24 protein-coding genes and 2 pseudogenes are annotated in these 26,019 nt (G+C 71.3%); 11 read left to right on the forward strand and 15 right to left on the reverse strand.

What is annotated here, in order from left to right:
- Positions 1 to 17: 17 nt before the first annotated feature.
- The 3 genes from AB0M26_RS08585 to AB0M26_RS08595 all read right to left on the reverse strand — a co-directional run bounded on the left by AB0M26_RS08585 (position 18) and on the right by AB0M26_RS08595 (position 3,293).
- Positions 18 to 860 (reverse strand): ABC transporter permease, encoded by an 843-nt coding sequence (locus AB0M26_RS08585; protein ID WP_365256651.1) that lies wholly within the window; start codon positions 858 to 860, stop codon positions 18 to 20.
- Complete coding sequence (locus tag AB0M26_RS08590) at positions 857 to 1,723, reverse strand: ABC transporter ATP-binding protein (RefSeq protein WP_365256864.1); 867 nt, start codon at positions 1,721 to 1,723, stop codon at positions 857 to 859. Before AB0M26_RS08590 ends, AB0M26_RS08585 begins: the two co-directional genes overlap by 4 nt.
- Positions 1,724 to 2,327: 604 nt before the next feature.
- On the reverse strand, positions 2,328 to 3,293 hold the full coding sequence (locus AB0M26_RS08595; protein WP_365256654.1) for an ROK family protein: 966 nt from the start codon (positions 3,291 to 3,293) through the stop codon (positions 2,328 to 2,330).
- A gap of 139 nt (positions 3,294 to 3,432) precedes the next feature.
- Between AB0M26_RS08595 and AB0M26_RS08600 the strand changes: the two genes are divergently transcribed.
- Positions 3,433 to 4,485 (forward strand): LacI family DNA-binding transcriptional regulator, encoded by a 1,053-nt coding sequence (locus AB0M26_RS08600; RefSeq protein ID WP_365256657.1) that lies wholly within the window; start codon positions 3,433 to 3,435, stop codon positions 4,483 to 4,485.
- 222 nt (positions 4,486 to 4,707) lie between these two features.
- Here the strand turns inward: AB0M26_RS08600 and AB0M26_RS08605 are convergent.
- From AB0M26_RS08605 to AB0M26_RS08630, 6 genes and pseudogenes are all read right to left on the reverse strand, one after another.
- Positions 4,708 to 5,034 (reverse strand): annotated as a pseudogene (locus AB0M26_RS08605) (serine/threonine protein kinase); the annotation flags it as partial.
- Between the two features lie 232 nt (positions 5,035 to 5,266).
- The gene (locus AB0M26_RS08610; protein WP_365256660.1) at positions 5,267 to 6,595 is read right to left on the reverse strand and encodes an aldolase/citrate lyase family protein; all 1,329 of its coding nucleotides are present in this window, start codon (positions 6,593 to 6,595) and stop codon (positions 5,267 to 5,269) included.
- 171 nt (positions 6,596 to 6,766) lie between these two features.
- The gene (locus AB0M26_RS08615) at positions 6,767 to 7,729 is read right to left on the reverse strand and encodes an electron transfer flavoprotein subunit alpha/FixB family protein (protein WP_365256663.1); all 963 of its coding nucleotides are present in this window, start codon (positions 7,727 to 7,729) and stop codon (positions 6,767 to 6,769) included.
- A 61-nt stretch (positions 7,730 to 7,790) separates the two neighbouring features.
- Complete coding sequence (locus AB0M26_RS08620; protein ID WP_365256665.1) at positions 7,791 to 8,576, reverse strand: electron transfer flavoprotein subunit beta/FixA family protein; 786 nt, start codon at positions 8,574 to 8,576, stop codon at positions 7,791 to 7,793.
- Positions 8,577 to 8,821: 245 nt separating this feature from the next.
- Positions 8,822 to 9,343, reverse strand: coding sequence for a flavin reductase family protein (locus AB0M26_RS08625; protein ID WP_365256668.1), 522 nt, complete (start codon positions 9,341 to 9,343; stop codon positions 8,822 to 8,824).
- Positions 9,344 to 9,573: 230 nt separating this feature from the next.
- Positions 9,574 to 9,951 carry a thioredoxin family protein gene (locus AB0M26_RS08630; protein WP_365256671.1) on the reverse strand — a complete coding sequence of 126 codons (378 nt, stop codon included), beginning with the start codon at positions 9,949 to 9,951 and terminating at the stop codon, positions 9,574 to 9,576.
- 557 nt (positions 9,952 to 10,508) lie between these two features.
- Here AB0M26_RS08630 and AB0M26_RS08635 point away from each other — a divergent pair.
- On the forward strand, positions 10,509 to 11,237 hold the full coding sequence (locus AB0M26_RS08635) for a lysophospholipid acyltransferase family protein (RefSeq protein WP_365256674.1): 729 nt from the start codon (positions 10,509 to 10,511) through the stop codon (positions 11,235 to 11,237).
- A gap of 405 nt (positions 11,238 to 11,642) precedes the next feature.
- Here AB0M26_RS08635 and AB0M26_RS08640 read toward each other — a convergent pair whose 3' ends face one another.
- Genes AB0M26_RS08640 through AB0M26_RS08650 form a run of 3 tightly spaced genes read right to left on the reverse strand, consistent with a single transcriptional unit; the run spans position 11,643 to position 14,886 of the window.
- Complete coding sequence (locus AB0M26_RS08640; protein ID WP_365256677.1) at positions 11,643 to 12,731, reverse strand: low specificity L-threonine aldolase; 1,089 nt, start codon at positions 12,729 to 12,731, stop codon at positions 11,643 to 11,645.
- On the reverse strand, positions 12,710 to 13,465 hold the full coding sequence (locus AB0M26_RS08645) for an SDR family NAD(P)-dependent oxidoreductase (protein ID WP_365256680.1): 756 nt from the start codon (positions 13,463 to 13,465) through the stop codon (positions 12,710 to 12,712). Before AB0M26_RS08645 ends, AB0M26_RS08640 begins: the two co-directional genes overlap by 22 nt.
- A 23-nt stretch (positions 13,466 to 13,488) precedes the next feature.
- Positions 13,489 to 14,886 carry a DUF6421 family protein gene (locus AB0M26_RS08650; RefSeq protein ID WP_365256683.1) on the reverse strand — a complete coding sequence of 466 codons (1,398 nt, stop codon included), beginning with the start codon at positions 14,884 to 14,886 and terminating at the stop codon, positions 13,489 to 13,491.
- Between the two features lie 212 nt (positions 14,887 to 15,098).
- Here AB0M26_RS08650 and AB0M26_RS08655 point away from each other — a divergent pair, with 212 nt between their 5' ends.
- On the forward strand, positions 15,099 to 15,782 hold the full coding sequence (locus AB0M26_RS08655; protein WP_365256686.1) for a glycerophosphodiester phosphodiesterase family protein: 684 nt from the start codon (positions 15,099 to 15,101) through the stop codon (positions 15,780 to 15,782).
- A 103-nt stretch (positions 15,783 to 15,885) separates the two neighbouring features.
- Here AB0M26_RS08655 and AB0M26_RS08660 read toward each other — a convergent pair.
- Positions 15,886 to 16,359 (reverse strand): annotated as a pseudogene (locus tag AB0M26_RS08660) (GNAT family N-acetyltransferase); the annotation flags it as partial.
- Positions 16,360 to 16,603: 244 nt separating this feature from the next.
- On the opposite strand from AB0M26_RS08660, the gene AB0M26_RS08665 reads away from it, so the two are divergent.
- The 6 genes from AB0M26_RS08665 (at position 16,604) to AB0M26_RS08690 (ending at position 21,434) form a co-directional block, all read left to right on the forward strand.
- Positions 16,604 to 16,990 (forward strand): VOC family protein, encoded by a 387-nt coding sequence (locus tag AB0M26_RS08665; protein ID WP_365256688.1) that lies wholly within the window; start codon positions 16,604 to 16,606, stop codon positions 16,988 to 16,990.
- A 150-nt stretch (positions 16,991 to 17,140) separates the two neighbouring features.
- A complete protein-coding gene (locus tag AB0M26_RS08670) occupies positions 17,141 to 17,791 on the forward strand; it encodes a DUF5134 domain-containing protein (protein ID WP_365256691.1) in 651 nt (216 codons plus the stop codon).
- Between the two features lie 204 nt (positions 17,792 to 17,995).
- Positions 17,996 to 18,931 carry a M56 family metallopeptidase gene (locus tag AB0M26_RS08675; RefSeq protein ID WP_365256694.1) on the forward strand — a complete coding sequence of 312 codons (936 nt, stop codon included), beginning with the start codon at positions 17,996 to 17,998 and terminating at the stop codon, positions 18,929 to 18,931.
- Between the two features lie 165 nt (positions 18,932 to 19,096).
- Entirely contained in the window at positions 19,097 to 19,834 is a 738-nt protein-coding gene (locus AB0M26_RS08680; protein WP_365256697.1) for a phosphatase PAP2 family protein, read from the forward strand.
- A 40-nt stretch (positions 19,835 to 19,874) separates the two neighbouring features.
- Entirely contained in the window at positions 19,875 to 20,579 is a 705-nt protein-coding gene (locus AB0M26_RS08685; RefSeq protein WP_365256700.1) for an HAD-IA family hydrolase, read from the forward strand.
- 171 nt (positions 20,580 to 20,750) lie between these two features.
- A complete protein-coding gene (locus AB0M26_RS08690; RefSeq protein WP_365256703.1) occupies positions 20,751 to 21,434 on the forward strand; it encodes a TetR family transcriptional regulator in 684 nt (227 codons plus the stop codon).
- A gap of 209 nt (positions 21,435 to 21,643) precedes the next feature.
- On the opposite strand, the gene AB0M26_RS08695 is transcribed toward AB0M26_RS08690, so the two are convergent.
- Positions 21,644 to 23,125, reverse strand: a complete 1,482-nt coding sequence (locus tag AB0M26_RS08695; RefSeq protein ID WP_365256706.1) for a hypothetical protein — start codon at positions 23,123 to 23,125, stop codon at positions 21,644 to 21,646.
- Positions 23,126 to 23,305: 180 nt separating this feature from the next.
- Here AB0M26_RS08695 and AB0M26_RS08700 point away from each other — a divergent pair, with 180 nt between their 5' ends.
- Entirely contained in the window at positions 23,306 to 24,037 is a 732-nt protein-coding gene (locus tag AB0M26_RS08700) for a DUF305 domain-containing protein (protein WP_365256709.1), read from the forward strand.
- Between the two features lie 44 nt (positions 24,038 to 24,081).
- Positions 24,082 to 25,590, forward strand: coding sequence for an FAD-dependent oxidoreductase (locus tag AB0M26_RS08705; RefSeq protein WP_365256712.1), 1,509 nt, complete (start codon positions 24,082 to 24,084; stop codon positions 25,588 to 25,590).
- Between the two features lie 64 nt (positions 25,591 to 25,654).
- On the opposite strand, the gene AB0M26_RS08710 is transcribed toward AB0M26_RS08705, so the two are convergent.
- Entirely contained in the window at positions 25,655 to 26,011 is a 357-nt protein-coding gene (locus AB0M26_RS08710; RefSeq protein WP_365256715.1) for a helix-turn-helix transcriptional regulator, read from the reverse strand.
- Positions 26,012 to 26,019: the final 8 nt, after the last annotated feature.

Raw genomic sequence — 26,019 nt, forward strand, 5'->3', positions numbered from 1 at the left:
ACGAACGGCGCGACCGATCAGCGGCCGCGCCGCCCGTCCCAGCGGAACGTCCTGGTGCACAGTGCCAGTGCGCCGAGCGCCCAGAATCCCAGGATCAGGGCCACACGCGCCAGCTCCCAGGTCCCGGCGGGCTCGGCGCTCTGGTAGGCCGACGGCAGGAATACCGCATGCATGCCCTGGATCATCCATTTCAGCGGGAACAGGGCGGCCATCCGCTGCAGTACCTCCGGCAGGCTGCTGAAGGGGAAGAAGACGCCCGAGATGAACTGCAGCGCGATGAACGGGATCGTGATGACCGGGGCCGCGGCTTTCGCACTCCGGGCCAGGCCGGAGACCGCGATCCCCAGCAGCGAGCAGCTCGTCGAACCCAGAACGGTCACCCATGCCAGCACCATCCAGTTGCCGGCCCGGTCCGGCAGGTGCAGGCCGAAGAAGGCAGTCCCCACGGCGAGCATGACCGCAAGCTGGGCGGTGGTGATGGTCAGCACAAGAAGGATCTTGCCGACGAAGTAGGAGGACGGCGGCATGGGCAGCCCCCGCAAGCGCTTCAGCGTTCCGTCATGCCGCTCGGCGGCCACAGCCACGCCGAGTGTCTGGAAACTCGCGCCCATCACTCCACTGGCAATCATCCCGCTGACCAGCACCTGCCGGATCGGCACGCCCGCTTCCGCATCCCCGTGGAAGATCGACCCGAAGAGCACCAACATCAGCAGGGGGAAGAGCAGGGTGAAGAAGAGGGCTTCCCTGGCCCGGACGAACTGCCTGATCTCCAGGCCGCCTCGGGCCAGTCCGATGGTGATCGGTCCGTTCCGGGACCGGCGCGGTGACGTTGCCGCAGGCAGGGGGTCGAGGACGGTCACTGCTGCGCTCCGATCATGTCCAGATAGATGTCTTCGAGAGTGGGCCGGGTGACGACCAGGTCCGGGACGTCGCCCCCGAATCGTGCGGACAGTTCCTGCACCACCTGGGCCGGGCTGCCCGTCACCAATTCCTGGGTGCGATCGTCCTCACGCCAGCCCACCGTCGCCCCGGCCAGGTGTCGGCCGCCCAGACAGGCCGGGGTGTCGACGGCCACAACACGCCCGTTCACGATGACGGCGACCCGGTCCGCCAGATGCTCCGCCTCCTCCAGGTAGTGCGTGGTGAGCCAGACCGTTGTCCCGGCATTGCGCAATGCGGCGATCAGGTCCCAGAACTGCCGGCGAACCTCGGGGTCGAAGCCGGTCGTGGGCTCGTCCAGGAAGAGCAGCTCGGGCCGGCCGAGGATGCCGAGTCCCACATCGAGTCGTCGGCGCTGGCCACCGGACAGAGCGGACACCCGGGCGGTGCGCCGGTCGGCCAGGCCGACCGACTCGGCCACCTCGGCAGGGTGCAGTGGGGCGGGGTAGTACCGGGCGAAGTGCCGCAGCACCTCGTCCACCGTGAGCTCGTCGAAGTCCCCGGTCTCCTGCAGCACGATCCCGATCCGGGAGCGCCAGACCGGGCCCGCCGTGCCGGGGTCCTGGCCCAGCACCCGGACCTCGCCGGCATCACGTGGGCGGTAGCCCTCCAGAATCTCCGTGGTGGTGGTCTTGCCGGCCCCGTTCGGGCCGAGCACCGCGAAGATCTCACCCCGTTCCACTTGCAGGTCGAGATCCTTCACGGCCTGCCGATCGCCGTATCCTTTGCACAACTCCCGCGCCCAGATCGCAAGATCGGCGCCGCCATGGTCTCCGCTGCTCATGGCGCCCAGCTTCGCCCCGGCGACCACATCCGCGAACCGCGGACAGGAGGAGAGGGCCATCCACCGATCGGTGGATGCTCGCGCCCGGATGGCCGGGCCGGATCGGTGCTCGGCACCGCGACGTCCTCGGCGCCGCAAGGTGTACGTGCCGCCTGCTGCGAAGGCATGGCGGCGCTACCGCTCTTCAACCCCGACGGCGACACCGATCCCCAGCCACCCCGGGGCGCCTGTCAGCCGGGGCCGTCACCGAGGCATCCGCCATCCTGGTCTGCACCCCGCATACGCGGGCCCCATCCCGGGTCGTTCAAGAACCTGCTGGACTGGACGGTCGGCGGCACGGAAATCCGGGACAAACCCGTGGCCCGGGTGAACGCAGAGGCCCCCGGCCACGGGCAGGGCACGGAGGCGACCCTCAATTCCGTTCTGGGCTACGCGGGCGTCAAGATCGTGGACCGGGCCTGCGCAAAATCCCGTGGCCGTCGCCATGGTGGACACGGACGGTTGCTTCACCGGCGCGCGGAGTCACCAGCTCGGCAGAGTCCTTTCGCTCCGGGCAACGCCCGGAACCACATGGATCCTGATCGCCGGACAGCGCCGGCGAACGCTACGCCGTCCTTACCTCTGTCCGCTCGATGCCTGCCGAAGAAGCCGACCACACGGCCGCAGCGGCACCGATCAGCCCGGCGTCCGCCCCCGTCTGCGCCGGCGCCACCTCGAGCCCGCCCACGAACGACAGCGTCGCGTACTCCCGCAGAGCACGGCGCAGCGGGCCGAACAGCACCTCGCCCGCGGACGCCACACCACCCCCGATGACCGCGATCTCGATCTCCACGAGCGTCGCCGTCGCCGCGATTCCCGCCGCCAGTGCCTGGGCCGCCCGCGCGAAGGAGGCCAGTGCGACCGGGTCCCCCGCGCGCGCAGCCCGCGCGACGGCGGCGGCAGTCGCGTCGCCGTCCGCCGCCGGGCGCCAGCCGCCCTCCAGCGCGCGGCGGGCGATGTTCGGGCCGCTCGCTATGCGTTCCACGCATCCCCGCGCACCGCACGGGCACGGGTCGCCGTCGAGGTCCACGCTGATGTGCCCGATGTGCCCGGCGTTCCCGGTCGGGCCGGGATGCAGCCGGTTGTTGAGTACCAGCCCGCCGCCGACGCCGGTCGACACCACCATGCACAGCGCGTTCGCGTGTCCCCGGGCCGCGCCCTGCCAGTGCTCGGCGGCCGTCATGGCCACCCCGTCACCCACAAGGGTCACCGGCAGGTCACCGGTCGTCGCCCGCACACGGTCGACCAGCGGATAGTCCCTCCACCCCGGCACATTCACCGGTCGGACCGTACCCGCGGAGGCGTCGACGGGCCCGGCGCTGCCGATGCCGACGGCAGTCACCTCGGCCCATCGGGGGTCGGCAGCCAGGTCCCCGAGCACGGTCTCCACGGCGCCCATCACGGTCTCGCCGTCCTCGCGCGCCGGCGTCGGTCGTTGGGCCCGCACGAGGAGCCGTCCCTCACCGTCGACCAGCGCCCCGGCGATCTTGGTACCACCGATGTCGAGGGCGGCGACGAGGTCGTTCTGCATCGGTGTCGTATCTCCTGGTGGGCGGGGTTTTCGGCAGTTCGGTCTCAGGTTCCGCCGGTTCAGTCTCACCGGTTTTGACAACGTTGTCCAGGCTCTATGCTCATAGCGCAACCGCCCAAGGACGAAGAGGAACGCGCACGTGTCCGACACCGCCCCTCGCACCAAGCGCCGCTACGGCACCAGGCCGACCATGAAGGACGTCGCCGCACGCGCGGGCGTCGGCCTGAAGACGGTGTCGCGGGTGGTGAACGGCGAGCCCGGCGTCACACCGGACACCGTCCGCCGTGTGCAGGAGTCCATCGATGCCCTCGGCTTCCGGCGCAACGACAGCGCCCGCGTGCTGCGCAAGGGCCGCACCGCGAGCATCGGGCTCGTCCTGGAGGACCTCGCGGACCCGTTCTACGGTCCGATGAGCCGCGCGGTGGAGGAGACCGCGCGAGCGCACGGCGCCCTGCTGATCCACGGCTCCAGCGCCGAGGACGCCGGGCGCGAGCAGGAACTCGTCCTGGCACTCTGCGCCCGCCGGGTCGACGGACTGGTGATCGTGCCCGCCAGCGACGACCACCGCTACCTTGAACCGGAGATCGCCGCGGGCGTGGCCACGGTGTTCGTGGACCGCCCCGCGGGCCGGATCGAGGCCGACGCGGTCCTCACCGACAGCTTCACCGGCGCCCGCGACGGCGTCGCGCACCTCATAGCCCACGGCCACCGCAGGATCGGCTTCATCGGCGACCAGCCGCGGATCCACACCGCCTCCGAGCGGCACCGTGGCTACCGCGCCGCCATGGCGGCGGCCGGACTCCCCGTCGACGAGTCCTGGGTGGCGCTCGGCTCCACGGAACCGGAGCGCGTACGGTCGGCGGCGCAGGCGATGCTGGACGGCCCTGAGCCGGTCACCGCGCTCTTCTGCGGCAACAACCGCGTGACGGTCACCGCCGTACGCGTGCTCAACGGCCGGCTGCGGCCGGTCGCCCTGGTCGGCTTCGACGACTTCGAGCTGGCCGATCTGCTCTCCCCGGCGGTAACCGTGATCGCCCAGGATTCCGCCCAGTTGGGGCGTACGGCCGCCGAACAGCTCTTCCGCAGGCTCGAGGGCGGCGCGGCGCAGGAGCCCATGAGCTTCCTGCTGCCGACACGGCTGATTCCGCGCGGCTCCGGCGAACTGCCACCCGCCGACGAGGCCGCCGACTGAGGCGCCCGCGACACCGGCCCCGAGGGCGACACCGGCCCCGAGGGCGACACCGGCCCCGAGGGCGTCGCCGGTCCCGAGGACACCGGCCCGGACGTCACCGGCGCCTACGTCGCCGGCGCCGGTGCGACGGACGCCGACGCGCCCCTTCGAAGCACCTTCGACCCCGCCCCGGCGCACCGCTGAGTAGAAGTGGTTGGGGCCCGCGTTCAGCACCCCGCGCGGTTCCATGACGATGAGCCGACGTCCGTCGTCCTCCGTGATGTCGTGGATCGCGATGACACCAGGGTGCCCGATGCGGGCCGCCGCGCGCGCCACGCGTTGCAACCACAGCCGCAGATCGGCGAGTTCGCGCCCGGAGGCGTCGCTGTACGTGCGCAGCTCCTTGACAGCGACCTCACGGCCGAGGACCGCACCCTCGCGGCCGAGGGCCTCGTCCACCGCCTGGCACACCACGCCCGTCCCACGGCGCCCGAGCTGCCGCACCACTCGATGACGACCGGCGAGCAGGCACTCCGGCCCGGCGTCCTGTCCGTGCTCCCCCGTCGACACTGCTACTCCGATTCTCGGCTTCGGCCGGTTCCGGGGCCCAGCCTACGGGCTGACCGCCGGATCGCGTCCGGAGTCCGCACCACCGTTGCACCGGTGCGCTCCCAACACCGCTCTGGCGCCCAGGAGTTGACCGAGCAGTTCAGGTAGTTCAGGCACTCCGGGCAGTCCGGGCAGGCCGGGCAGTCCCGGCATGACGAGCGTGGACCGGTGTCGGACCCGTACGCCCTGGCCCTCAGTCCGTGACGGTCCGTCCAGCCAGACACTCGAGTTCGGTGCGGTCGAGGCCGGTGAGCCCGGTGACCTCGTCGGCGTCCACCGCACCGCAGTCGAGTCCGCGCAGCAGATAGCCGCTCAGGGCCTTGGCGGTGGCGGGTTCGTCCATCACGTCGCCGCCCGCCCTGTTGGCATAGGCGGCGAGCCGGGCCGCCGCCTGCTCAAGTCCCTCGCGGTAGAAGGCGTAGACGGCGGCGTAACGGGTGGGCAGGTGCCCCGGGTGCATGTCCCAGCCCTGGTAGTAGGCGCGCGCGAGGGAGCGGCGTACGAGCGCGTGGTGGAGCCGCCAGGCGTCGTGGACCTGTGAACTCGGGCCGACGGGAAGGACGTTGGTGGAGCCGTCGGAGAGCCGTACGCCGGTACCCGCGGCCGCGACCTGCATGACGGCCTTGGCGTGGTCGGCGGCTGGGTGGTCCATGGACTGGTACGCGGCGCTGACGCCGCAGGCGGCGCTGTAGTCGAACGTGCCGTAGTGCAGGCCGGTGACGCGCCCCTCGGCGGCGTCGATCATGCGAGCGACGGTGGCCCGGCCGTCGGGGCCGAGGATCGCCTGGGTGGTCTCGATCTGGATCTCGAAGCCGATCCGCCCGGGTTCGAGCGCGCGCGCCGTCTCGAACTCCTCGCAGAGCCGCACCATCGCGGTGACCTGCTCGGCGCAGGTCACCTTGGGCAGGGTGAGGACGAGTCCGCCGGGTAGTCCGCCGGCCCCCATCAGTCCGGTGAGGAAGATGTCGAGGGTGCGGATGCCGCGGTCGCGGACGGCGGCCTCCATGCACTTCATGCGGATGCCCATGTACGGGGCGGCGGTGCCGTTTTCGTACGCCTCGGCGACCAGGCGGGCGGCCCGGACGGCGGCGGCGTCCTCCTCGGAGTCGGGCCGCGGGCCGTAACCGTCCTCGAAATCGATGCGCAGGTCCTCGACGGGCTCGCGCTCCAACTTGGCGCGGACGCGTGCGTGGACGGGCCCGGCGAGACGGTCGTCCAGGTCGAGGACGGCGGCGAAGGCGGCCGCGTCGGGCGCGTGCTCGTCGAGGGCGGCGAGGGCCCGGTCACCCCAGGAGCGGATGGTGCCGGCGGCGAAGACGTCGGCCGGGACGTAGACGGTGTGCACGGGCTGACGTGTGCCGGGATCGCCGGGGAAGCGGCGGGCGAGGTCGGCGTCGACGGCGGCCAGCGAGGCTCCGATCTCCTCGTGCACCGCGCCTGTGAGGCTGGTGGCCACGGCCGCGTTCTGCTCCGCCCGCACGCGCTCGCCCTGTTCCGTGCGAACGGTCTCGTCCTGCCCCATGCGACAACCCTCCACGGTCCGCTGCACGTCGATCACCACAAGAATCAACAATCTGTTGAATGACGCTATCCGCGGGTCGGCTCGCAGGTCAACACCCACTCTGCACGCGTGAGGCCCTCGTACGCACGGCGTACGAGGGCCTCACGGCGGAACGGCCTCACGGCCCAGGGGTCAGCCCTTGCGGGACTTGACCTCCTCGGTGAGCTGCGGGACGACCTGGAAGAGGTCGCCGACCACGCCGTAGTCGACCAGGTCGAAGATCGGGGCCTCGGCGTCCTTGTTGATGGCCACGATGGTCTTCGAGGTCTGCATACCGGCCCGGTGCTGGATCGCACCGGAGATGCCCGCCGCGATGTAGAGCTGCGGCGAGACGGACTTGCCGGTCTGGCCGACCTGGTGGGTGTGCGGGTACCAGCCGGCGTCGACGGCCGCGCGGGAGGCACCGACGGCGGCACCGAGGCTGTCGGCCAGCGCCTCGATCAGCGGGAAGTTCTCCGCGCCGTTCAGACCGCGGCCACCGGAGACCACGATCGCGGCCTCGGTGAGCTCGGGGCGGCCGGTCGCCTCGCGCGGGGTGCGGGAGACGACCTTGGTGCCGGTCGACGTACTCCCGATGGTGACGGCGAGCTGCTCGACGGTCCCGGCGGCCGGGGCGGCCTCGGGCGCGGCCGAGTTGGGCTTGACCGTGATGACCGGAGTGCCCTTGGTGACACGGGACTTGGTGGTGAAGGCGGCGGCGAACACCGACTGGGTGGCCACCGGCCCTTCGTCGCCCGCCTCGAGGTCGACGGCGTCGGTGATGATGCCGGAGCCGATGCGGACGGCCAGGCGCGCGGCGATCTCCTTGCCCTCCGGGGAGGACGGGACGAGCACGGCGGCCGGGGAGACGGCGTCGTACGCGGCCTGCAGCGCGTCGACCTTCGGCGCGACCAGGTAGTCGGTGAACTCGGGGGCGTCGGCGGCGAGGACCTTCACCGCGCCGTACTCGGCGAGGGTGGAGGCGGCGGAGTCGGCACCGGCGCCGAGGTGGACGGCGACGGGCTCGCCGATGCGGCGGGCCAGCGTCAGCAGTTCCAGGGTCGGCTTCTTGACGGCGCCGTCCACGTGGTCGACGTAGACGAGAACTTCAGCCATGGGATTGCTCTCCTGCGGGTGCGAAGTATCTGGGGGCGGTTGGGGTGGTGGCCGAAGCTGCTCAGATGAACTTCTGGCCCGCAAGGAACTCGGCCAGCTGCTTGCCGCCCTCGCCCTCGTCCTTGACGATCGTTCCGGCGGTACGGGCCGGGCGCTGCGCCGCGTCGTCCACCGCGGTCCAGGCGCCCTCCAGGCCGAGCTCGCTCGCCTCCAGGCCCAGGTCCGACAGGTCCAGGGACTCCACCGGCTTCTTCTTGGCGGCCATGATGCCCTTGAAGGACGGGTAGCGGGCCTCGCCCGACAGGTCGGTCACGGACACGACTGCCGGGAGCGAGGCCTCCAGCTCCTCGGTCGCGGCGTCGCCGTCACGGCGGCCGGTGACCTTGCCGTCGTTCACGGAGACCTCGGACAGCAGCGTCACCTGCGGCACGCCCAGGCGCTCGGAGAGGATCGCCGGGAGCACGCCCATGGTGCCGTCGGTGGAAGCCATACCGCAGATCACCAGGTCGTAGCCGATGTGCTCGATGGCCTTGGTGAGCACGAGCGAGGTGCCGAGCGCGTCGGTGCCGTGCAGGTCGTCGTCCTCGACGTGGACGGCCTTGTCGGCACCCATGGAGAGGGCCTTGCGCAGCGCGTCGCGGGCGTCCTCCGGACCGACGGTGAGCACGGTGATCTCCGCGTCGTCGGCGTCCTCGGCGATCTGGAGGGCCTGCTCGACCGCGTACTCGTCGAGCTCGGACAGCAGACCGTCAACCGCCTCGCGGTCGGTGGTCAGGTCCTCGGCGAAGTGCCGGTCGCCGGTGGCGTCGGGCACGTACTTCACACAGACAACGATCCTCAAGCTCACGACCGGCTCTCCTACTGCATCGTCTAATTTCCGCGGGGTTCCCCACGTAAGGGCCAGGGGCCTGCCCAGTTGGCAGCATAGGCGTCTTTCGGGGCGTATCCCGGTTGGGGCGGCCCGCGCTCCGACCAGAAATATTACTCGTCAGTACAGTGTGCACCTGCCCCGTATTCAAGGCCGGTGAACTGTGACGTTGCCAACGCTCCGTAACCGGCGTGCACCCGCCACCGACCGCTCGCCTCCCGCCGTCAGTCCCGCAGACCCGTGAAGCGGCCCTGGTGGTGCAGGAGCGGGCGCCCTGGGCCGTCCGGGTCACCGGAGACCACTTCGGCCATGACGATCCGGTGATCGCCGGCGGGTATCCGGGCCACCACCCGGCACACCAGCCATGCCGGAACGCCGTCGAGGAGAGGCACTCCGTGCGGCCCCGGCCGCCAGTCGGTGGGCGGCGCGAACCGGTCGGCGCCTTTGCGGGCGAAGGTGGCGGCCAGCTCCTGCTGGTGCTCGCCCAGGACATGGACGCCCACGTGCCCGGCCTCGGCGATCACCGGCCAGCTGGACGAGCCGGTGCCGATGCCGAAGGAGATCAGCGGAGGCTCGACGGCCACGGAGGTGAGCGAGGTCGCGGTGAACCCGACCGGGCGGGTGCCCTGCGCGGTGATCACGGCGACACCCGCGGCGTGGCGGCGGAAGGCGGAGCGCAGAAGGTCGGAGGTGGCGAGGTCGCGGTCGGCGAGCGGGGACGTACCGAGATCGTGCGCGGCCGTCATGCAGTTGTCCTTCGGTCGTGGTCCGGGTGGGCGAGCGGGATGCGTGGTGCTCAGAGCCGACCGGGACAGCGGGCACCGGCGTGCCGCGCGAGATCCACGTACGAACGTCCGTAGAGAGGGAGGAGCCACTGCATCGCATCAGCGTGGCGATCCGCGAAGCACCACGTCAAGCGGCGTCGGAGAGATGGGAGATCGATCACGCCGAGGGTGCTCCGCGTCCTGACGCGGCCTCACCCGGCGGCCCCGATCGCCTCGCCCACGGCGGCGATGACGTCCGCCTTGCGCGGCTGGCCCGCGGCCCGTCGCACGATCCGGCCGTCGCCATCGAGTACCAGGACAGTCGGCGTGCGCAGGATGTGCAGGTCCCGTACGAGGCCGAGTTGTGCCTCGGCGTCGATCTCCACATGGGCGACACCGTCCACCATCCCGGACACGTCGGCGAGGACGCGCCGTGTGGCCCGACAAGGGCGGCAGAACGCGCTGGAGAACTGCACGAGCGTCGCGCGTTCGCCCAGCCGCGCCCCCAGACGGTCCTCGCCGAGCCGCACTTCGCCTTCGTGCCCGCGCACCTTCAGCCTCCCGCCGCGCCACACCATGAGTCCGGTCATCCCATCCTCAGCGTTCACCGGACTGCAAGAATTCCCGCCGCTCCGGACCACCTTTGCCCCGGCCTGCCGGGCATGAGTTCGCATACCGAAGCAGGCCAGGCCGGGGAGATCGGCGTACGGGGGTCGAGGTTCGGCGCGGCACTGACGACCGCGGTCAAGCCGCCGCGCTCGGCACCGCCGAAACTGGCTGCTGGAGTGGCAGGCACTGGCCTTCGAGGAACCGCTCTCGCGCTGATCGGATACGGCGCGGGCCGGCAGTGGCCGGCATGCGGCCACGGCGTGCCCACTCGCGGCCGCCTTCCGCAACGCCGTCCACGGCTACCGCCTGGGGTGCGAGATGTGCCCTTCGCTGCGCCGCGCCTCGAGCTGAGCGAGCGTCAGCCGGCCACGGGCCGTGCACGCCGGGGCGCTCGACGTGACGAGGATCTCCCGCGCGGGCGCGGCTGCGGGGCTGGCCCGGGACCGGACGATGGGGCACGATCGGCGCATGCGGCGACCTACGGCCGCGTAACTTCGCCGGGAGAACCCTCCCCGGGCCGCGCAGAAGGGTCCCCCACATGGCAGAACTCGTCTATCCGCCGGTCATCGGCCTCGCCCGCACGATGTTCAAGGCGCTCGACCTGCGCTTCGACATCAAGGGCATCGAGAACGTCCCGCGGCGGGGCGGGGCGGTTCTGGTGAGCAACCACATCGGGTACCTGGACTTCGTCTTCTGCGGTCTGACGGCCCTGCCCGCCAAACGCCTGGTGCGCTTCATGGCGAAGGAGTCGGTTTTCCGGCACCGGGTCTCCGGTCCGCTGATGCGGGCGATGAAGCACATTCCGGTGGACCGGGCGCAGGGCGAGCACGCGTACGCGCATGCGGTGAAGGCGCTGCGGGCGGGCGAGGTCGTGGGGGTGTTCCCGGAGGCGACCATCTCGCCGTCCTTCACCTTGAAGAACTTCAAGTCGGGTGCGGCCCGGATGGCACAGGAGGCGGGCGTTCCGCTGCTGCCGATGGCGCTGTGGGGCACGCAGCGGCTGTGGACCAAGGGTCGGCCCCGTAACCTCGGCCGGAACCACATTCCCATCACGATGCGCGTGGGGGAGCCCATCACCGCGGGCCCGTCCGAGACGGCGGTCAGTGTCTCCGAGCGGTTGCGCCACAGGGTCGAGGAGTTGCTGGAGGCCTGCCAGCGCGCCTATCCCGTACGGCCCAAGGGCCCGGACGACACCTGGTGGATCCCGGCGCACCTCGGCGGCACGGCCCCGACTCCGGCGGAGGCCGCGCACCTGGACCGGCGCTGACGCCCCGCCCTTGCCCGGCCGCGGCTACGGGACGCTGTGGATCTCGGTCGGCGCGCCCGGGCAGGCCTCGGCGAGCGACTCGACGAGTTCGGCCGCCGCGGCACGGAGTTCGCCGGGCGTCATCGGCTCCGTCCTCGCCAGCTGGAAGGCGGCGTTGACCGGCTCCTCGGTGAGGCGCGTCCTGGTCCCCTGGCGCCAGTTCCAGCGGCGGCAGGGGACGCCCTGGTCGTCGCGCTGGACGATCCCTCCGGGGCGGGTTGCCCGACGGCCGGCTCACCCCCCGCCGCCATGTTGAACGGCTCGCCGCCCACGGCCCGTACGAGGCGCACACCGCCCTGGATGCTGTCGGTGTCCTCTCCCCCGAGGGTGACGGGACGGGCGCCGCTGACGCACACCCGTACCCGATCAGGGCTGTGTTCCGCCCATCTCCTCCGTCAGGGCCTTGGCGAAGGAGTCCACGTCGTCCTCCGTGGTGTCGAAGGCGCACATCCAGCGGACCAGCCCTGCCGCCTCGTCCCAGAAGTAGAAGCGGTAGCGCTGCTGAAGGCGTTCGGAGACGTCGTGCGGCAGCTTGGCGAAGACCGCGTTGGACTGGACGGGATACACGATCTCGACGCCCTCGACATCGCTCACCGCCTGGGCGAGACGGCGGGCCATGGCGTTGGCGTGGCGGGCGTTGCGGAGCCAGAGGTCGCCGGCGAGCAGCGCCTCCAACTGCACCGAGACGAAGCGCATCTTGGACGGCAACTGCATGGACAGCTTGCGCACATGTTTCATCGCCCGGGCGGCTTCAGGGTTGATGACCACCACAGCCTCGCCGAACAGCATGCCGTTCTTCGTGCCGCCGAGGGACACGATGTCCACGCCCGCCGCATTGGTGAAGGCGCGCATCGGGCGGTCCAGCGACGCCGACGCGTTGGCCAGCCGGGCCCCGTCGAGATGGACCAGCATGCCGCGCTGGTGGGCGTGTTCGCAGATCGCCCTGATCTCGTCCGTGGTGTAGACGGTGCCCAACTCGGTGCTCTGGGTGATCGAGACGACCTGCGGCATGGCGCGGTGCTCGTCCTCCCAGCCGAAAGCCTCCCGGTCGATCAGCTCGGGCGTGAGCTTGCCGTCCGGAGTCGGTACGGGCAGCAGCTTGAGGCCGCCGACGCGCTCGGGGGCCCCGCACTCGTCGGTATGGACATGGGCGGTGGCGGAACAGATCACGGCACCCCAGCGATCGGTGACCGACTGGAGGGCGACGACATTGGCGCCCGTGCCGTTGAACACCGGAAAGGCCTCGGCGGTCGGGCCGAAGTGGCTGCGTATGACGCGCTGCAGATGCTCGGTGTACTGGTCCTCGCCGTACGCGACCTGGTGCCCACCGTTCGCCCGCGCGAGCGCCTCCAGGATCTCGGGGTGCGCACCCGCGTAGTTGTCGCTTGCGAACCCGCGCAGCTCGGGATCGTGGCGCCGCTTGGCGTCGGTGGTCACGGTTGCGGGGTCAGCCACAGGCGGTGTCCGTTCACTTCCTCGGCGGGCCGCTCCCAGACGCCGACGATGGCCTCGGCCAGGTCGCTCACGTCGGTGAAGCCCGCGAACTTCGCGTTGGGGCGCTCGGCGCGCATCGCGTCGTGCACCAGCGCCTTCACCACCAGGATCGCAGCAGCGGCCTGCGGGCCGCTTTCGCCCCCCTCCTTCTTGAAGGCGTCGGCGAGCGCGAGCGTCCAGGCCTCGGCCGCGGCCTTCGCCGCCGCGTACGCGGCATTGCCCGCGGTGGGCTTGCTGGCGCCGGCCGCGCTGATCAGGACGTAGCGCCCGCGGCCGCTGCGCCCCAGCGCGTCGTGGAAGGCCAGCGAGGTGTGCTGAACGGTCCTGATGAGCAGGTTGTGCAGGTGGTCCCAGTCGGCGAGCGGGGCGTCCGCGAACGTCTTGGAGCCGCGCCAGCCACCCACCAGGTGGACCAGGCCGTCGATCCGGCCGAACTCCTTCTCGGTGCGGTCGGCCCAGGCGCGGGTCGCCTCGGGGTCGAGTAGGTCCACGGTCTCGCCGGTGACGGTGGCGCCGCCGTGGGCATAGCGGGCCGCGTCCACGGCCTCCACCAGCCGCGCAGGGTCCGCGTCACAGGCGACGACGGTCGCACCGTGCTCGGCGAGGCGCATCAGCGCCGCTCGCCCGGCGGGCCCCGCCGCGCCGGCCACCGCGACCACCGATCCGTCGAGGGACCCCTTGCTCTTGCTCGTCATGCCTTCCGCCTCTCGCGCCTCGGTCACGCCGCCATCCGCTGGTCACTGTGAGCAGTGATGCCCTTGGTGGAGGCGATCACGCCTTTGAGCTTCTTCGCAAGCGCCTCGTAGAACATGCTCAGCGGAAACTCGTCCGGAAGCACGTCGTCGACGAGCTTGCGGGGCGGAAGCGTCAGGTCGAGCGCGTCGGGTCCCTTGGCCCAGGTGGAGCCGGGGTGCGGGGAGAGGTAGGTCGAGACCAGGTCGTAGGCGGCGAACCAGTGGACCAGCTTGGGGCGGTCGATGCCGTCGCGGTACAGCGTCTCGATCTCCGCGCACAGTTCGTTGGTGACCTGCGGGGCGCGCTCCCAGTCGATGTGCAGGGTGTTGTCCGTCCAGCGGACCACGTCGTGCTTGTGCAGGTAGGCGAAGAGGAGCTGGCCGCCGAGACCGTCGTAGTTGCGCACGCGGGCGCCGCTGACGGGGAAGCGGAACAAGCGGTCGAAGATCACCGCGTACTGCACGTCACGGGCCTGGGTGAAACCTTCCGCCTCCAGCTTCACGGCCTCCTTGAAGGCGGTGAGGTCGCAGCGCAGCTCCTCCAGGCCGTACATCCAGAACGGCTGGCGCTGCTTGATCATAAAGGGGTCGAACGGCAGGTCGCCGTGGCTGTGGGTGCGGTCGTGGACCATGTCCCAGAGCACGAACGCCTGCTGGCAGCGCTCCTGGTCACCGACCATCTCCCGGATGTCCTCGGGGAGGTCGAGCTTCAGGATGTCCACCGCGGCCTCGGTGACCCGGCGGAAGCGTGCGGCCTCGCGGTCGCAGAAGATGGCGCCCCAGGTGAAGCGCTCGGGGGCCTCCCGGACGGCGATGGTCTCGGGGAAGAGCACGGCGGAGTGAGTGTCGTAGCCGCCGGTGAAGTCCTCGAAGGTGATGCCGAGGAACATCGGGTTGTCGAAGCGGGTGCGTTCCAGCTCGGCCAGCCAGTCGGGCCAGACGACGCGCAGGACGACGGCCTCGAGGTTGCGGTCGGGGTTGCCGTTCTGGGTGTACATCGGGAAGACGACGAGGTGCTGGAGCCCGTGGGCACGGTGCCGCGCGGGGTGGAACGCGAGCAGGGAGTCGAGGAAGTCGGGCACGGTGAAGCCCGCCTCGGCCCAGCGGCACAGGTCGGCCACGAGCGCGCGGTGGTAGTCCCCGTCGTGCGGGAGCAACGGGGAAAGCTGCCCGATCGCCGATATGGCGCGATCGAGCGCGGTCTCGACCGTGGACTGGTCCGGGGCGCCCTCAGCGGCGAAGTCGATCGAACCGTCCTTGGACTGCCAGGCCCTGATCCGCTCCACGGCATCCTTGAGAACAGGCCAGGCAGGGTGGTCGATCACGCGCTGTACGTCGGCGCCCTCACCGCCCTTGCGGTCCTGCACAAGAATTTCCGTCATAGCCCACCTTCCACGGGAGAACCTAGCGTCAAGACACGGTATAGCTACGAGGATATCCCGTACAACCGGGGGTACCGAAAATTATCCTGCCGGACCCCTCCCTCGCGGGCGTTTTTCCCGTACGAAGGATTCTGGCGCGGCACGGGTCACAAATCGGTGTGAGCCATTAGGCTGCGGCACCGCCGGTCGACCCCGCCCGAACGGAGACATCCTTGACATTCCTCACCATCGGACACCGTGGCGTGATGGGCGTAGAGCCGGAGAACACCCTCCGGTCATTCGTGCGCGCGGATCGCGAGGGCATGGACGTCATCGAGCTGGACCTCCACCTCAGCAAGGACGGCGCCCTCGTCGTCATGCACGACGCCGAGGTGGACCGCACGACGGACGGCTCCGGCCAGGTCTGCGATTTCACGCTGGCGGAACTGCGGGAGCTGGACGCCGGCGACGGCGAGCGCATCCCGGTGTTCGAGGAGGTCCTCGACGCGGTGAAGGCCCCGCTGCAGGCGGAGATCAAGGACGTCGCCGCCGCGCAGGCGCTCGCGGAGATCATGCACCGCCGCGACCTCGTGGACCGGGTCGAGGTCCTCTCGTTCCACGACGCCGCGCTGGCCGAGATCACCCGGCTCGTACCGGGCGTGCGCACCGCCCTGGTCGCCAGCCGCTACGGCACGGATGTGGTCGACCGTGCGGTCGCCGTGGGAGCGGAGACCCTGGTGCTGAACATCCGGCGGCTGACCCTGGAGACCGTCGAGCGTGCCCGCGCCGCCGGCCTGCACATCGTGGGCTGGGTGGTCAACACCCAGGATCATCTGCGGCTGGTCCGCGCCCTGGGACTGGACGGCGCGACCACCGACTACCCGGAGATCAAGCGCACCAGCCGCTTCACCGCGTAGGCGGACGGGGCGCGGAGGCGTCCCGGTCGGGGCACGGGGTCGTGGAGCCCGTTGCGGCGGGACCGGTCGTCGATGGCCCGGGCCGGCGGGGCGCAGGGCCTTGAGCCAACTCCTTGACCAGCAGCTCGAACTCCAGGTCGTCGCGGCGCGGCACCCCGAAGCGCTCGTCGCCGTACGGGAACGGGTTCATCCGTCCCGTACGGCGGTAGCCCCGCCGCACGTACCAGGCGATGAGGTCCTCGCGCGCGGAGAGCACCGTCATGTGCATCTCGCGTGCACCCCAGCCGTCCCGTACGGCGCGCTCCGCTTCCGCCAGGATCACCTTCCCCAGTCCCGCGCCCTGGAGCTCGGGCCGCACCGCGAACATCCCGAAGTAGGCGTGGGCGCCGCGGCGTTCGAGCTGGCAGCAGGCGACGAGTTCACCGTCCCGCTCGACGACCAGCATGCGGCTGTCCGGGCCACCGACCACGGCCCCGACCCCCTCGGGGTCCGTCCTCCGGCCGTCGAGGAGGTCGGCCTCCGTCGTCCATCCGACGCGGCTGGCATCACCGCGATAGGCCGACTCGATGAGCGCCACGAGGTCCGGTACATCCGCTTCGGTGCCGTACCGGAAGGTCGGGACCGGACCCGCACCCGAACGGGCCGATCGGGCCGAAGGGGCGGCGGGCGGGACGGTGGGGCGGGGCGGGGCGGCGTCCATCGGCGAACGGCTCCTCTCGTACGGCTGCTCGTACGGCTGCCCGGGCAGCGCGTGGTGGACCCGAGGCTAACAAGCCTGTCGCGGGGCTCGGCGTCGAGCCCTTCTGCGTAGGGTCCCGTCCATGGTGCATGTACTGAGCAGCCGGATCCTGCTGCGGCCGACGGACCCGGAGCGGTCGCGGGCCTTCTACGGAAAGGCGCTTGGGCTCGCGGTGTTCCGCGAGTTCGGGACAGGACCCGAGCGCGGCACGGTGTACTTCCTCGGCGGGGGCCACCTCGAGGTCTCCGGACGGTCCGAGCAGCCGCCCGCGCCGGGGCTCCAGCTGTGGCTGCAGGTCGCGGACGCGACTGCGGCCCACGAGGAACTGGCGGCGCACGGCGTGGAGATCCTGCGGCCGCCGGTCAGGGAGCCGTGGGGGCTGATCGAGATGTGGATCGCTGACCCCGACGGGGTGCGCATCGCGGTCGTCGAGGTCCCCGACGACCACCCCCTGCGGTACCGGCCCTGACCGATCCGGCGGCGCGCGGGGGCGGTTCGTCGGGGCCGTGCGCGGCACCCCGAACCGGCGCGCCCCCTCCCGTGCTCCTTTGCGCTCCCGTGCGCGGCGTCGCCCCTGGGCATGTTCCGGGCGGTCTCGTCGCGTACGGGGAGGTGCGCTGTGCACGGACCGCCGCTGGTCGGCTGGTTGTTGGTCATTCTGTGCGGTGCGACCGGGGTGCTGTGCCTGCTGCGGATGCGCGGTGGCGAGCCCGGACAGCGTCACGGGGCGGGGGGCGAGGCGCTGATGGGGATCGGCATGGCCGCGATGGCCGTCCCGACCGCGGTGCGCGACCCCCAGCCGTGGTACCACCTGGTGCTCGCCGCCGTGTTCATAGCCGCGGCCCTGCACGCCCTGCTGCTCGCCCGGCGGGGCCGTCATCACCTCCACCACGTCGTAGGCGCCCTGGCGATGGTCCACATGGCGCTCGCCCCGTGGCACTCGGGTGCTGCAGCTCATGCCGGCGACGGCGCTCATGCCCCAGTCCAACCGGCCGCGGGTACGGCCTTGTTGACGGCAGCACTGCTCGTCTACTTCGCGGTGTACGTGCTGCGCACGGGCATCGCCATCGTGCCGCCGGCGGCGACCGGCGGCACCGGTACGTCCCTCGGCGTCCCTTCCCCCGGTGCCTCGTGCCCCGGTGCCTCGTGCCCCGGCGCCCCGGGGCGCCCGTCCTCACCGGGCGAGAGCTGGACGCACCACCCCGGGCTGGCCACCGCGTGCCGGGTGTCGATGGGCATGGGGATGTTCGCGATGCTCCTGGCCGTGTGAGCGGCTGTGCGCACACCATCGGGGCACCCGCACGAAGCGGCCCGGAGGCCGCCCGCACCCGCACCCGCATCCGCATCCGCATCCGCAGCCCCGCGCCCGCGCCCGCGCCCAGGCCCAGGCCCCGCCGCAGGCATGCCGTGGTGTCCGTCACTTCCGCCGTCGTTCCCATACCTGCCGGTAGCCCCCGCTCGTAGGCTGGCGGGCATGTTGCTCCCGCTCGCGCTGCTCGCTCTCGGCGGGCTCGCCGCGGCCGTCGGTCCGCGCCTCCTGGCGCGCGCCGAGTGGCCGGACCGCGAACCCGTGCTGGCGCTGTGGGTGTGGCAGTGCGTCGTCGCGGCGGTGCTGCTCTGCTGCGCACTCGCGATGGTGCTCAGCGCGGCCGCGGCCTGGGAGGCCGTACGGGGGCATGTGTTCGCGCCGGCACCGAGCGGCGTGGTCGAGGCCTACGCCCTGCAGGGGTACGGCCCGTGGGCCGGCGCCGTGGCCGCCGTGCTCGCCGGCGGCGGAGCATGGACGGCGGCGATGCTCACCCATGAGGTGCGCACGGCACGTGCACAGCGCAAGCGGCAGCGCAGGGAACTCCTCGTACGCTCCCCGCGGCTCCCCGGAGAGGTCGAGGCCGGTGACCGCCTCGTGGTCCTCGAAGGAGAGCGGCCCGGCGCCTGGTGGATGCCCGGCACGGCGCCCCGGCTGGTCATCACCACCGCGGCTCTGCGACGGCTGAACCGCCGCCAGCTCGATGCCGTCCTCGCCCACGAGCGGGGGCACGCGCGGGCGCGCCACGACTGGCTGTTGTACTGCTCCTCGGCGCTGGCGAAAGGCTTTCCCCAAGTGCCGGTGTTCGCCGGGTTCCGTGGCGAGATGCACCGGCTCGTGGAACTGGCCGCCGACGATGTCGCCTCGCGCCAGTTCGGTCGGCTGACGATCGCCCTGGCGCTGATTCAACTCAACGGGGACCGCGGGGTGTTCGGCCCCTGCCCCACGCCGCACGCGGAGCTCCCGCGCCGCGTCGACCGGCTGCTGGCCGCAACTCCCCGCCTCACTCCGGCACGGAGGCTGCGGCTGACCGCCGCGGCGGCGTTCGTTCCCGTGGTGCCACTCCTGGTCACACTGGTCCCCGCCCTCGGCGTGCTGCGCTGACCGTACGGGGCGTGCGCGTACGTGCCTAAGGCGGTTCGCCCCGGCCGTGAGCGTCCGCGTTACGCCCCGGCCGTCCGCGGTCGGCGGCAAGCACCCCCTTGCGCGCGGTACGCCCCCGGTGTCCGCGGTTGGCGGTTCGCCCCCGGTGTCCGCGAAGATCTCCGCATGGATGCGCCACCGCCTCGTCGTCCCGCCGCCTGTCTCTGGGCCTCCGGGATCACCGGCCTGCTGGGCACGCTCGTCCTGGCGCTGGTCGTGGCCGACTGGGCGCCCTTGCTCTCCTGGGACCGCACCGTCGCGGACGTCCTGCACCGCTCGGCGGTCGGCCATCCCGGCTGGACGCGCGCCAACCGCATCCTGACGGACTGGGTGTGGGATCCGTGGACGGTACGTGCCCTGCTCGTGGCCACGGCGCTCTGGTTCCTGTGGCGAGGCGACCGCGTGACAGCTCTGTGCGTGCTGATCGCAACCGCTTCCGTCTCCGCCCTGCAGCAGGGACTCAAAGTGGGGGTCGGTCGCGAACGCCCGTACTGGACGGACCCCGTGGCCACGGCGCACTTCTCGGCATTCCCGTCGGGGCACGCCATGACGGCGGCCTTCGGCTGTTCGCTGCTGTGGTGGCTGACGCTGCGCGCCGGCGCGCGGGCATGGTGGCGGTGGGCCGCGACCGCCCTCGCCGCGGTCTCGGTCGCAGCTGCCGGGTTCACCCGGCTGTATCTCGGTGTTCACTGGTTCTCGGACGTGCTCGGGGGATGGCTTTTCGGGGTCGCACTGGCCGCGCTGACGGCTGCCGCCTCCACATGGTGGGCCCCTGCGGGTTCCTGGCGAAGTCCGGCGGACGCCGGAGGAGACCCGGCGGACGCCGCGAGCGATACGCCTCCGGACCGGCCGGAAGCGCCGTAGACGACGCGCCCCGGACGGGACGCGGAAAGGACCTACAGGCATGGCGATCACAGGCGTGCTGTTCGACTTCTCCGGGACGCTCTTCCGCGTCGAACCGACCGATGTCTGGCTGCGGACCGTGCTCGACCGCGCCGCTATCACCGTCGAGGAGGATCAACTTCTCCACTGGGCCGGACGACTTGAGCGGGCCGGGGCCCTGCCGGGCGGCGCCTCGCCCCGGGTGGTGCCGGGCCATCTGGCCTCGGCGTGGGCCGTACGGGACAGCAGCGCCGCGAACCATCGCGCGGCGTACTCGGGGCTGGCGCGCGAGGCGGGCATCCCCTGGCCGGAACTGCACGGACCGCTGTACGACCGGCACATGGAACCCGCCGCGTGGTCGCCCTACCCGGACGCTGCGGAGGTGCTGAAGACGCTGTGGGACCTCGATGTGCGCATCGCGGTGGTCAGCAACATCGGCTGGGATCTGCGACCGGTCTTCCGGGCACATGGCCTCGATGCGCTCGTGGACGCGTACGTCCTGTCGTACGAGCACGGGGTGCAGAAGCCGGATCCGCGGCTGTTCCGGGTGGCCTGCGAGACGATCGGGGCGGCGCCCGAGGACGTACTGATGGTCGGGGACGACCGGCGCGCGGACGGCGGCGCGACCGAACTGGGCTGCGCGGTGCACTTGGTGGAGCATCTGCCGGTGGGCCGCCGGCCCGCGGCGCTGCGGCCCGTACTGGAACGGGTCCGTGGGGGGCAGTGAGGGAGGGCGGTGCCCGAGTCTGACAACGATGTCCGGACGGAAGTCGCCGTCTCGGGCGATCCCCCGCGTCGCCCGAGACGGCGGACGCTCCGAAAGCCCCTGCGAACAGCGGGGGTTCCGAAGCCACGCTGAGTATATTGGCTCGTAGCCAGTCAACGCAGGAGATACAGGATGTCCCCGCGGAGCGCAGCGGTCAATGAGGAGTTGCGCCGGCGTTCCCGAGAACGGCTGCTGCAGGCCACGGTCGACCTCGTCGGGGAACGCGGGTATCAGGCGACGACGCTCGCCGACATCGCCGATCGCGCGGGCGCCGCCCGCGGGCTGGTCTCGTACTACTTCCCCGGGAAGCACCAGCTCCTGCAGTCGGCCGTCCACCGGCTCATGCATCTGCAGCTGGAGGCCGCGCTGGAGCGCGAGCCGCGCGCCGACGACGGGCGCGAACGGCTGGCGCGCGCCATCGACACCCTCCTCGGTGTCGCGGCAGAGCGGCCCGTCCTGATGCGCACTCATATGGCGGGCATTCTCGCGGAGGGCGGGTTCGTCCAGTGCCCGGAGCAGCAGCGCCTCGCCGGGATGCTCCGGGACACCGTCGAGCGCTACGGCTCGGCCGATCCCGCCGCCGACTACACGATGCTGCGCGCCCTGCTCATGGGCGCGGTTTTCGCCCTCCTCATACCGGGTGCGCCGATGCCCCTGGCCCGGCTGCGCGCGGAGCTGTTCCAGCGGTACGGGCTGGCCTGGGAACTGGGCAGCCCGCCGGGCGAGGAGCCGCCCGGCGGGCTGACGGTACGTGCGGTGGAGCCGGTGCGCACCGCCGAACCGACCGGCGGCGCCGGGGCGGTCACCGGTACCTGAGCGGTCCCGGTTCCGGACCGGTCGGCGTTCCGCCGCGGTCACCGCGTTGGGAGTCGGTGACCGCGGCGGAGAGCGTGACCGCGATGCCGGGTGTCCGGCCACGTGCGTGGTGACGCCGCAGCGGGCCGACAAATCCCAAACAGGACAGTCGAAACGTCAGTCAGAGGTCGGGTCAGGCCCGCCGCCGCGTCACCAGCACATCATCACTGTCAGAGGTAGTCGGGCTGGGTCTGGACGTTGAGCTCCTTCAGCCGGATCCACTTGGCCGGATCCGTCCGCCGGTCGTCGATCCGGAGGACGTCGAAGCCCTTGGCGATGTCGTTCGAGTAGATGTAGCCGTTGTAGTAGTACGCCGACCACGATCCGCCGCCGATGAGCGTGTCCGTGGAGATCGGACCACGCTCGAAGTAGCCGATCTCCTTCGGCCGCTTCGAGTCGGTGAACTCCCAGATGGAAACGCCGCCCTGGTACCACGCCTGGACCATGATGTCGCGGCCCTTCACCGGGATCAGCGAGCCGTTGTGGGCGACGCAGTTCTCGGTGTCGGCCTGGTGGCGCGGGATCTTGTAGTAGCTGCGGAAGACGAGTTTGCGGTGGTCGCCCTTGCCAGTGATGTCGTAGATGCCGTCGGCACCGCGGTTCGGCCCGGTCGCCTCATTGCACGTGGGCGCGCCGCCGCCACCGAGTTCATCGGTGAACACGACCTTGCTGCCGCGTTCGTTGAAGGTCGCGGAGTGCCAGAAGGCGAAGTTGACGTTGTCCTGCACCTGGTCGATCACCCGTGGCCGCTCCGGCTCGGAGATGTCGAACAGGATGCCGTCCCCCATGCAGGCACCCGCCGCCAGCTTCAGCTTGGGGAAGGTGGTGATGTCGTGGCACCCGGTGGTCTGTGAGACGCCCGGGTTGGTGGGCCCGCCGGGGTTGCCGCCGTCCGGGAAGAGCACGGGGAAGTTCACGACGGCCGACTTCTCGGGCGCATTCCGCGGCACCTTGATGACCGAGATGCCGTCGTGCGGCGGTTTGCAGTCGGGGAAAGTCTCGCTCGGCGAGTACGAGGACACGTAGATGTAGACGTTGCGGCGCTCGGGAACCAGGGTGTGGGTGTGCGAACCGCAGGCGGTCTCGACAGCGGCGACGTACTCGGGGTTCCGCTTGTCGCTGATGTCGAAGATCTTCATGCCCTCCCAGGAGGACTTCTCGGTCGCGGGCTGCGTGGTACTGCTGCAGGAGTTGTCGCTGCGCGAGGAGTCGGTGGAGAGGAACAGCAGGTCGCCGGAGACCGTGACGTCGTTCTGCGACCCCGGGCACAGAACCTGGCTCACGGTTTTCGGCGACTTGGGGTTGCTGACGTCGAAGATCCGGAAGCCGTCGTAGTTGCCGGCGAAGGCGTACTTGCCCTGGAAGGCCAGGTCCGAATTGGTCCCGGGGAGCGCGTCCTTGGGGATGTTGGCCAAGTGGGAAACGTTGTCGCTGTGGACGACCGCGTCCACGGGGGGTATGTCACCGGCCTTGATGGCCGATCTCGTATCCGCGGCCTCGCTCTTGCTCACGCGCTCTCGTGTGGTGGGTGCGTCCCCCGGGTCGGGGGTCGCGACCGCTGGTGCAGCGGCAAGGAACGAGGCGATCAGGCCGAAGGCGGCCGCCGCCACGCCGAGACGTCTGCGCCGCACGCGGGTGGTGTGCAACGACATCTGCGTCCTCCCTAGTGTCCGTTCGGTGGTGAACGGTTCTCGGTCCCCGGCAGTATCGCTGCTCTCATGTACACAACAACAGGTGTCAATGAACATGTAAAAAGCGAAAGAGATCAGCGATAGTCGCTGACGTGCTCGGACAACTCCCGGCCGATCCGCACTTCTTCTCAGGAGGTCGCAGTGATCCATCGTCGTACGAGTTCGCAAGTCCGGTTCCTGACCGCCGCGGCGACCGTCGCTGCCGCCGTACTGGCCCTCGGCGGCTGCGAGTCGGGCGGCGGGGACGACGGCGCGAAGGCCGAGCGGCCCTCGGTGGTGGCCCCCGGCGAGCCGGGTGAGGCGGCGGAGACCCTGTCCGCGCGGAAGGCGGAGAAGGCCGTCGGCGACGACACCCCCAACTCGGCCGATTTCTCGTATGCGCAGCGGATGATCGAGCACCACCGGCAGGCGCTGACGATGACCGCCCTGGTGGAGGACCGGGCGAAATCGCAGCGGGTGAAGCGGCTCGCGGAGCGCATATCGGCGGCGCAGGGGCCCGAGGTCAAGGCCATGCAGGGCTGGCTCGCCCAGCACGACGGGAAGGACGAGCACGCGGGGCACGAGGGCACGGACGAGCACGCGGGGCACGAGGGCTCGGACGAGCACGCGGGGCACGGCGGCGCGGACGAGCACTGGGGCCACGCCACGATGCCGGGGATGGCCTCGGAGAAGGAGCTCGACCGGTTGCGCGCGGCGCGGGGCGCCGGCTTCGACGCACTCTTCCTGAAGCTGATGATCACCCACCACCAGGGTGCGGTCACCATGGCCACCGACCTGCTCTCCGAGGGCAACAACATCCTCGTCGAGGAGATGGCGAACGACGTCATCGCGCAGCAGACGAGTGAGATCAACCGCATGCGGGGAATGGCCTAGGGACGTGGCGGCAGGGCACCTCCCGCCGGGACCGCCCCGGTGCGATGCTGGAATCACCCTGCGGGAAGGAGCCCGCCGTGCTTCGTGTCGCCGTCGTAGGTTCAGGCCCGAGCGGGGTCTACACCGCGCAGTCCCTCGTCGAGCAGCAGGCCGTGCCGGACGTGCGCGTGCATGTGCTGGACCGGCTGCCCTGCCCGTACGGCCTGGTGAGGTACGGCGTCGCGCCCGACCACGAGAAGATCAAGTCGCTGCAGAACAACCTGCGCACCGTCCTGGACCACCCCGATGTGTCCTTCCTCGGCAATGTGCACATCGGCGAGGGTGGACTGGGCGCGGAGGAGCTGCACGAGCTGTACCACGCGGTGGTCTACTGCGTGGGCGCGGCGACCGACCGGCACCTGGGCGTCCCGGGTGAGACTCTCTGGGGCAGCTTTTCGGCCACCGACTTCGTCGCCTGGTACAGCGCCCACCCCGACGCCGCGACCCACCGGTTCCCGCTCGACGGACCCGCGGCGGTCGTCATCGGTGTGGGGAACGTGGCGGTGGACGTCACCCGGATCCTCGCCCGGTCCGTGGACGAACTGGCGCCCACCGACATGCCGCAGGGCCCGCTCGGTGCCCTTGCGGGCAGCGCGATCGAGGACGTGTACATGGTGGGCCGCCGCGGGCCCTCCCAGGCGAAGTTCACGACGAAGGAGCTGCGCGAACTCGGAGCCCTGACCGGCGCCGAGGTGGTGGTGCGTCCGGAGGAGCTGGCACTGGATCCTGCGTTCGCCGACCCGTCGGGGCTGCCCGCGGTCAACAGGCGCAATGTCGAGGTGCTGCGGAGCTGGGCGGCGGAGCCGCCCCGTGGCGCGGGCCGCCGCATCCATCTCCGGTTCTTCCTGCGCCCGGTGGCCGTGCTCGCAGGCCCGGACGGCGAACGCGTGGCGGGCGTACGGTTCGAGCGGACGCTGCCGGACGGCCACGGAGGGGTCGCCGGGACCGGCAACTATGAGGAGATCGCCGCCGGAACGGTGCTGCGTTCCGTCGGCTACCGGGGCGTTCCGCTGCCGGGGCTTCCCTTCGACGCGGAGAGCGGGACGGTCCCGCACGAGGAAGGGCGCGTCGTGCGAGACGGCGCACCCTCGCCCGGGGAGTACGTAGCCGGGTGGATCAAGCGTGGCCCGACAGGGGTCATCGGCACCAACCGTCCGTGCGCGAAGCAGACCGCGGCATCGGTGCTGGCGGACGCGGGGTCGCTCGCGGCCCGCCGTGTCCCGGGCGACCCGGTGGAAGAGCTGCGAAGACTCGGCCAGGCGCCGGTCGAGTGGCCGGGGTGGCAGGGCATCGAGGCGGCGGAGGCGGCGCTGGGCAGATCGCTCGGCCGTCCGATGGTGAAGATCCCGGATTGGGCGGGGTTGCTGGCCGCGGCCTCGGCGGGCACGTCGAACGGCGCGAGCACGGCGGTTCACGCGAAGAGCGCGGTGCGGTCCGGGACCGGTACGAACGTCCCCGGCACCGGCACGAGCATCTCCGGGACGGGGCAGGAGGCGGCGGGCGCGGGCGGCTGACAGGCACGCGGCCGGCCCGTCGGAGTGCCGACGACGGCTGAGGCCGGCCTCGGCGGGGGCGGCACTAATGCGTACCGAGCCGGTCGCCCTGACGTGCCGCGGCGTCGAGGACGCTGTCCAGCAGACCGGGGAAGAGCGCGTCGAGGTCGTCCCGGCGCAGCCCGTTCATTTTGGCCGTGCCCTGATAGGCCTGACTGATCACACCACTCTCGCGCAGCACGCGGAAGTGGTGCGTGGACGTCGACTTGGTGACGGGAAGATCGAAGACGGAACAGGACATCGGGTCCCTCCCGCCCGCGAGCGTACGGACGATGCACAGGCGCATGGGGTCGGACAGCGCGTGCAGCACGGCCTCCAGGCGGATGTCCTCCCGCGCCGGGTGGTCGAGCGTCCGGCCCGGCGTGGTGACGGTCCCGGTCATGGCGGCGG

The sequence above is a fragment of the Streptomyces sp. NPDC051776 genome (genome assembly GCF_040681345.1).
GTDB lineage: Bacteria > Actinomycetota > Actinomycetes > Streptomycetales > Streptomycetaceae > Streptomyces.

Excerpts from the sequence above, each read along its gene's own strand:
- AB0M26_RS08680 (WP_365256697.1), top strand. The coding sequence starts at position 19,097 with ATGGATGCGCCACCGCCTCGTCGTCCCGCCGCCTGTCTCTGGGCCTCC.
- AB0M26_RS08645 (WP_365256680.1), bottom strand. The coding sequence starts at position 13,465 with ATGACGAGCAAGAGCAAGGGGTCCCTCGACGGATCGGTGGTCGCGGTG.
- AB0M26_RS08695 (WP_365256706.1), bottom strand. The coding sequence starts at position 23,125 with ATGTCGTTGCACACCACCCGCGTGCGGCGCAGACGTCTCGGCGTGGCG.
- AB0M26_RS08635 (WP_365256674.1), top strand. The coding sequence starts at position 10,509 with ATGGCAGAACTCGTCTATCCGCCGGTCATCGGCCTCGCCCGCACGATG.
- AB0M26_RS08675 (WP_365256694.1), top strand. The coding sequence starts at position 17,996 with ATGTTGCTCCCGCTCGCGCTGCTCGCTCTCGGCGGGCTCGCCGCGGCC.
- AB0M26_RS08665 (WP_365256688.1), top strand. The coding sequence starts at position 16,604 with ATGGTGCATGTACTGAGCAGCCGGATCCTGCTGCGGCCGACGGACCCG.
- AB0M26_RS08630 (WP_365256671.1), bottom strand. The coding sequence starts at position 9,951 with ATGACCGGACTCATGGTGTGGCGCGGCGGGAGGCTGAAGGTGCGCGGG.
- AB0M26_RS08615 (WP_365256663.1), bottom strand. The coding sequence starts at position 7,729 with ATGGCTGAAGTTCTCGTCTACGTCGACCACGTGGACGGCGCCGTCAAG.
- AB0M26_RS08625 (WP_365256668.1), bottom strand. The coding sequence starts at position 9,343 with ATGACGGCCGCGCACGATCTCGGTACGTCCCCGCTCGCCGACCGCGAC.
- AB0M26_RS08610 (WP_365256660.1), bottom strand. The coding sequence starts at position 6,595 with ATGGGGCAGGACGAGACCGTTCGCACGGAACAGGGCGAGCGCGTGCGG.
- AB0M26_RS08710 (WP_365256715.1), bottom strand. The coding sequence starts at position 26,011 with ATGACCGGGACCGTCACCACGCCGGGCCGGACGCTCGACCACCCGGCG.
- AB0M26_RS08595 (WP_365256654.1), bottom strand. The coding sequence starts at position 3,293 with ATGCAGAACGACCTCGTCGCCGCCCTCGACATCGGTGGTACCAAGATC.
- AB0M26_RS08690 (WP_365256703.1), top strand. The coding sequence starts at position 20,751 with ATGTCCCCGCGGAGCGCAGCGGTCAATGAGGAGTTGCGCCGGCGTTCC.
- AB0M26_RS08685 (WP_365256700.1), top strand. The coding sequence starts at position 19,875 with ATGGCGATCACAGGCGTGCTGTTCGACTTCTCCGGGACGCTCTTCCGC.
- AB0M26_RS08650 (WP_365256683.1), bottom strand. The coding sequence starts at position 14,886 with ATGACGGAAATTCTTGTGCAGGACCGCAAGGGCGGTGAGGGCGCCGAC.
- AB0M26_RS08705 (WP_365256712.1), top strand. The coding sequence starts at position 24,082 with ATGCTGGAATCACCCTGCGGGAAGGAGCCCGCCGTGCTTCGTGTCGCC.
- AB0M26_RS08590 (WP_365256864.1), bottom strand. The coding sequence starts at position 1,723 with ATGAGCAGCGGAGACCATGGCGGCGCCGATCTTGCGATCTGGGCGCGG.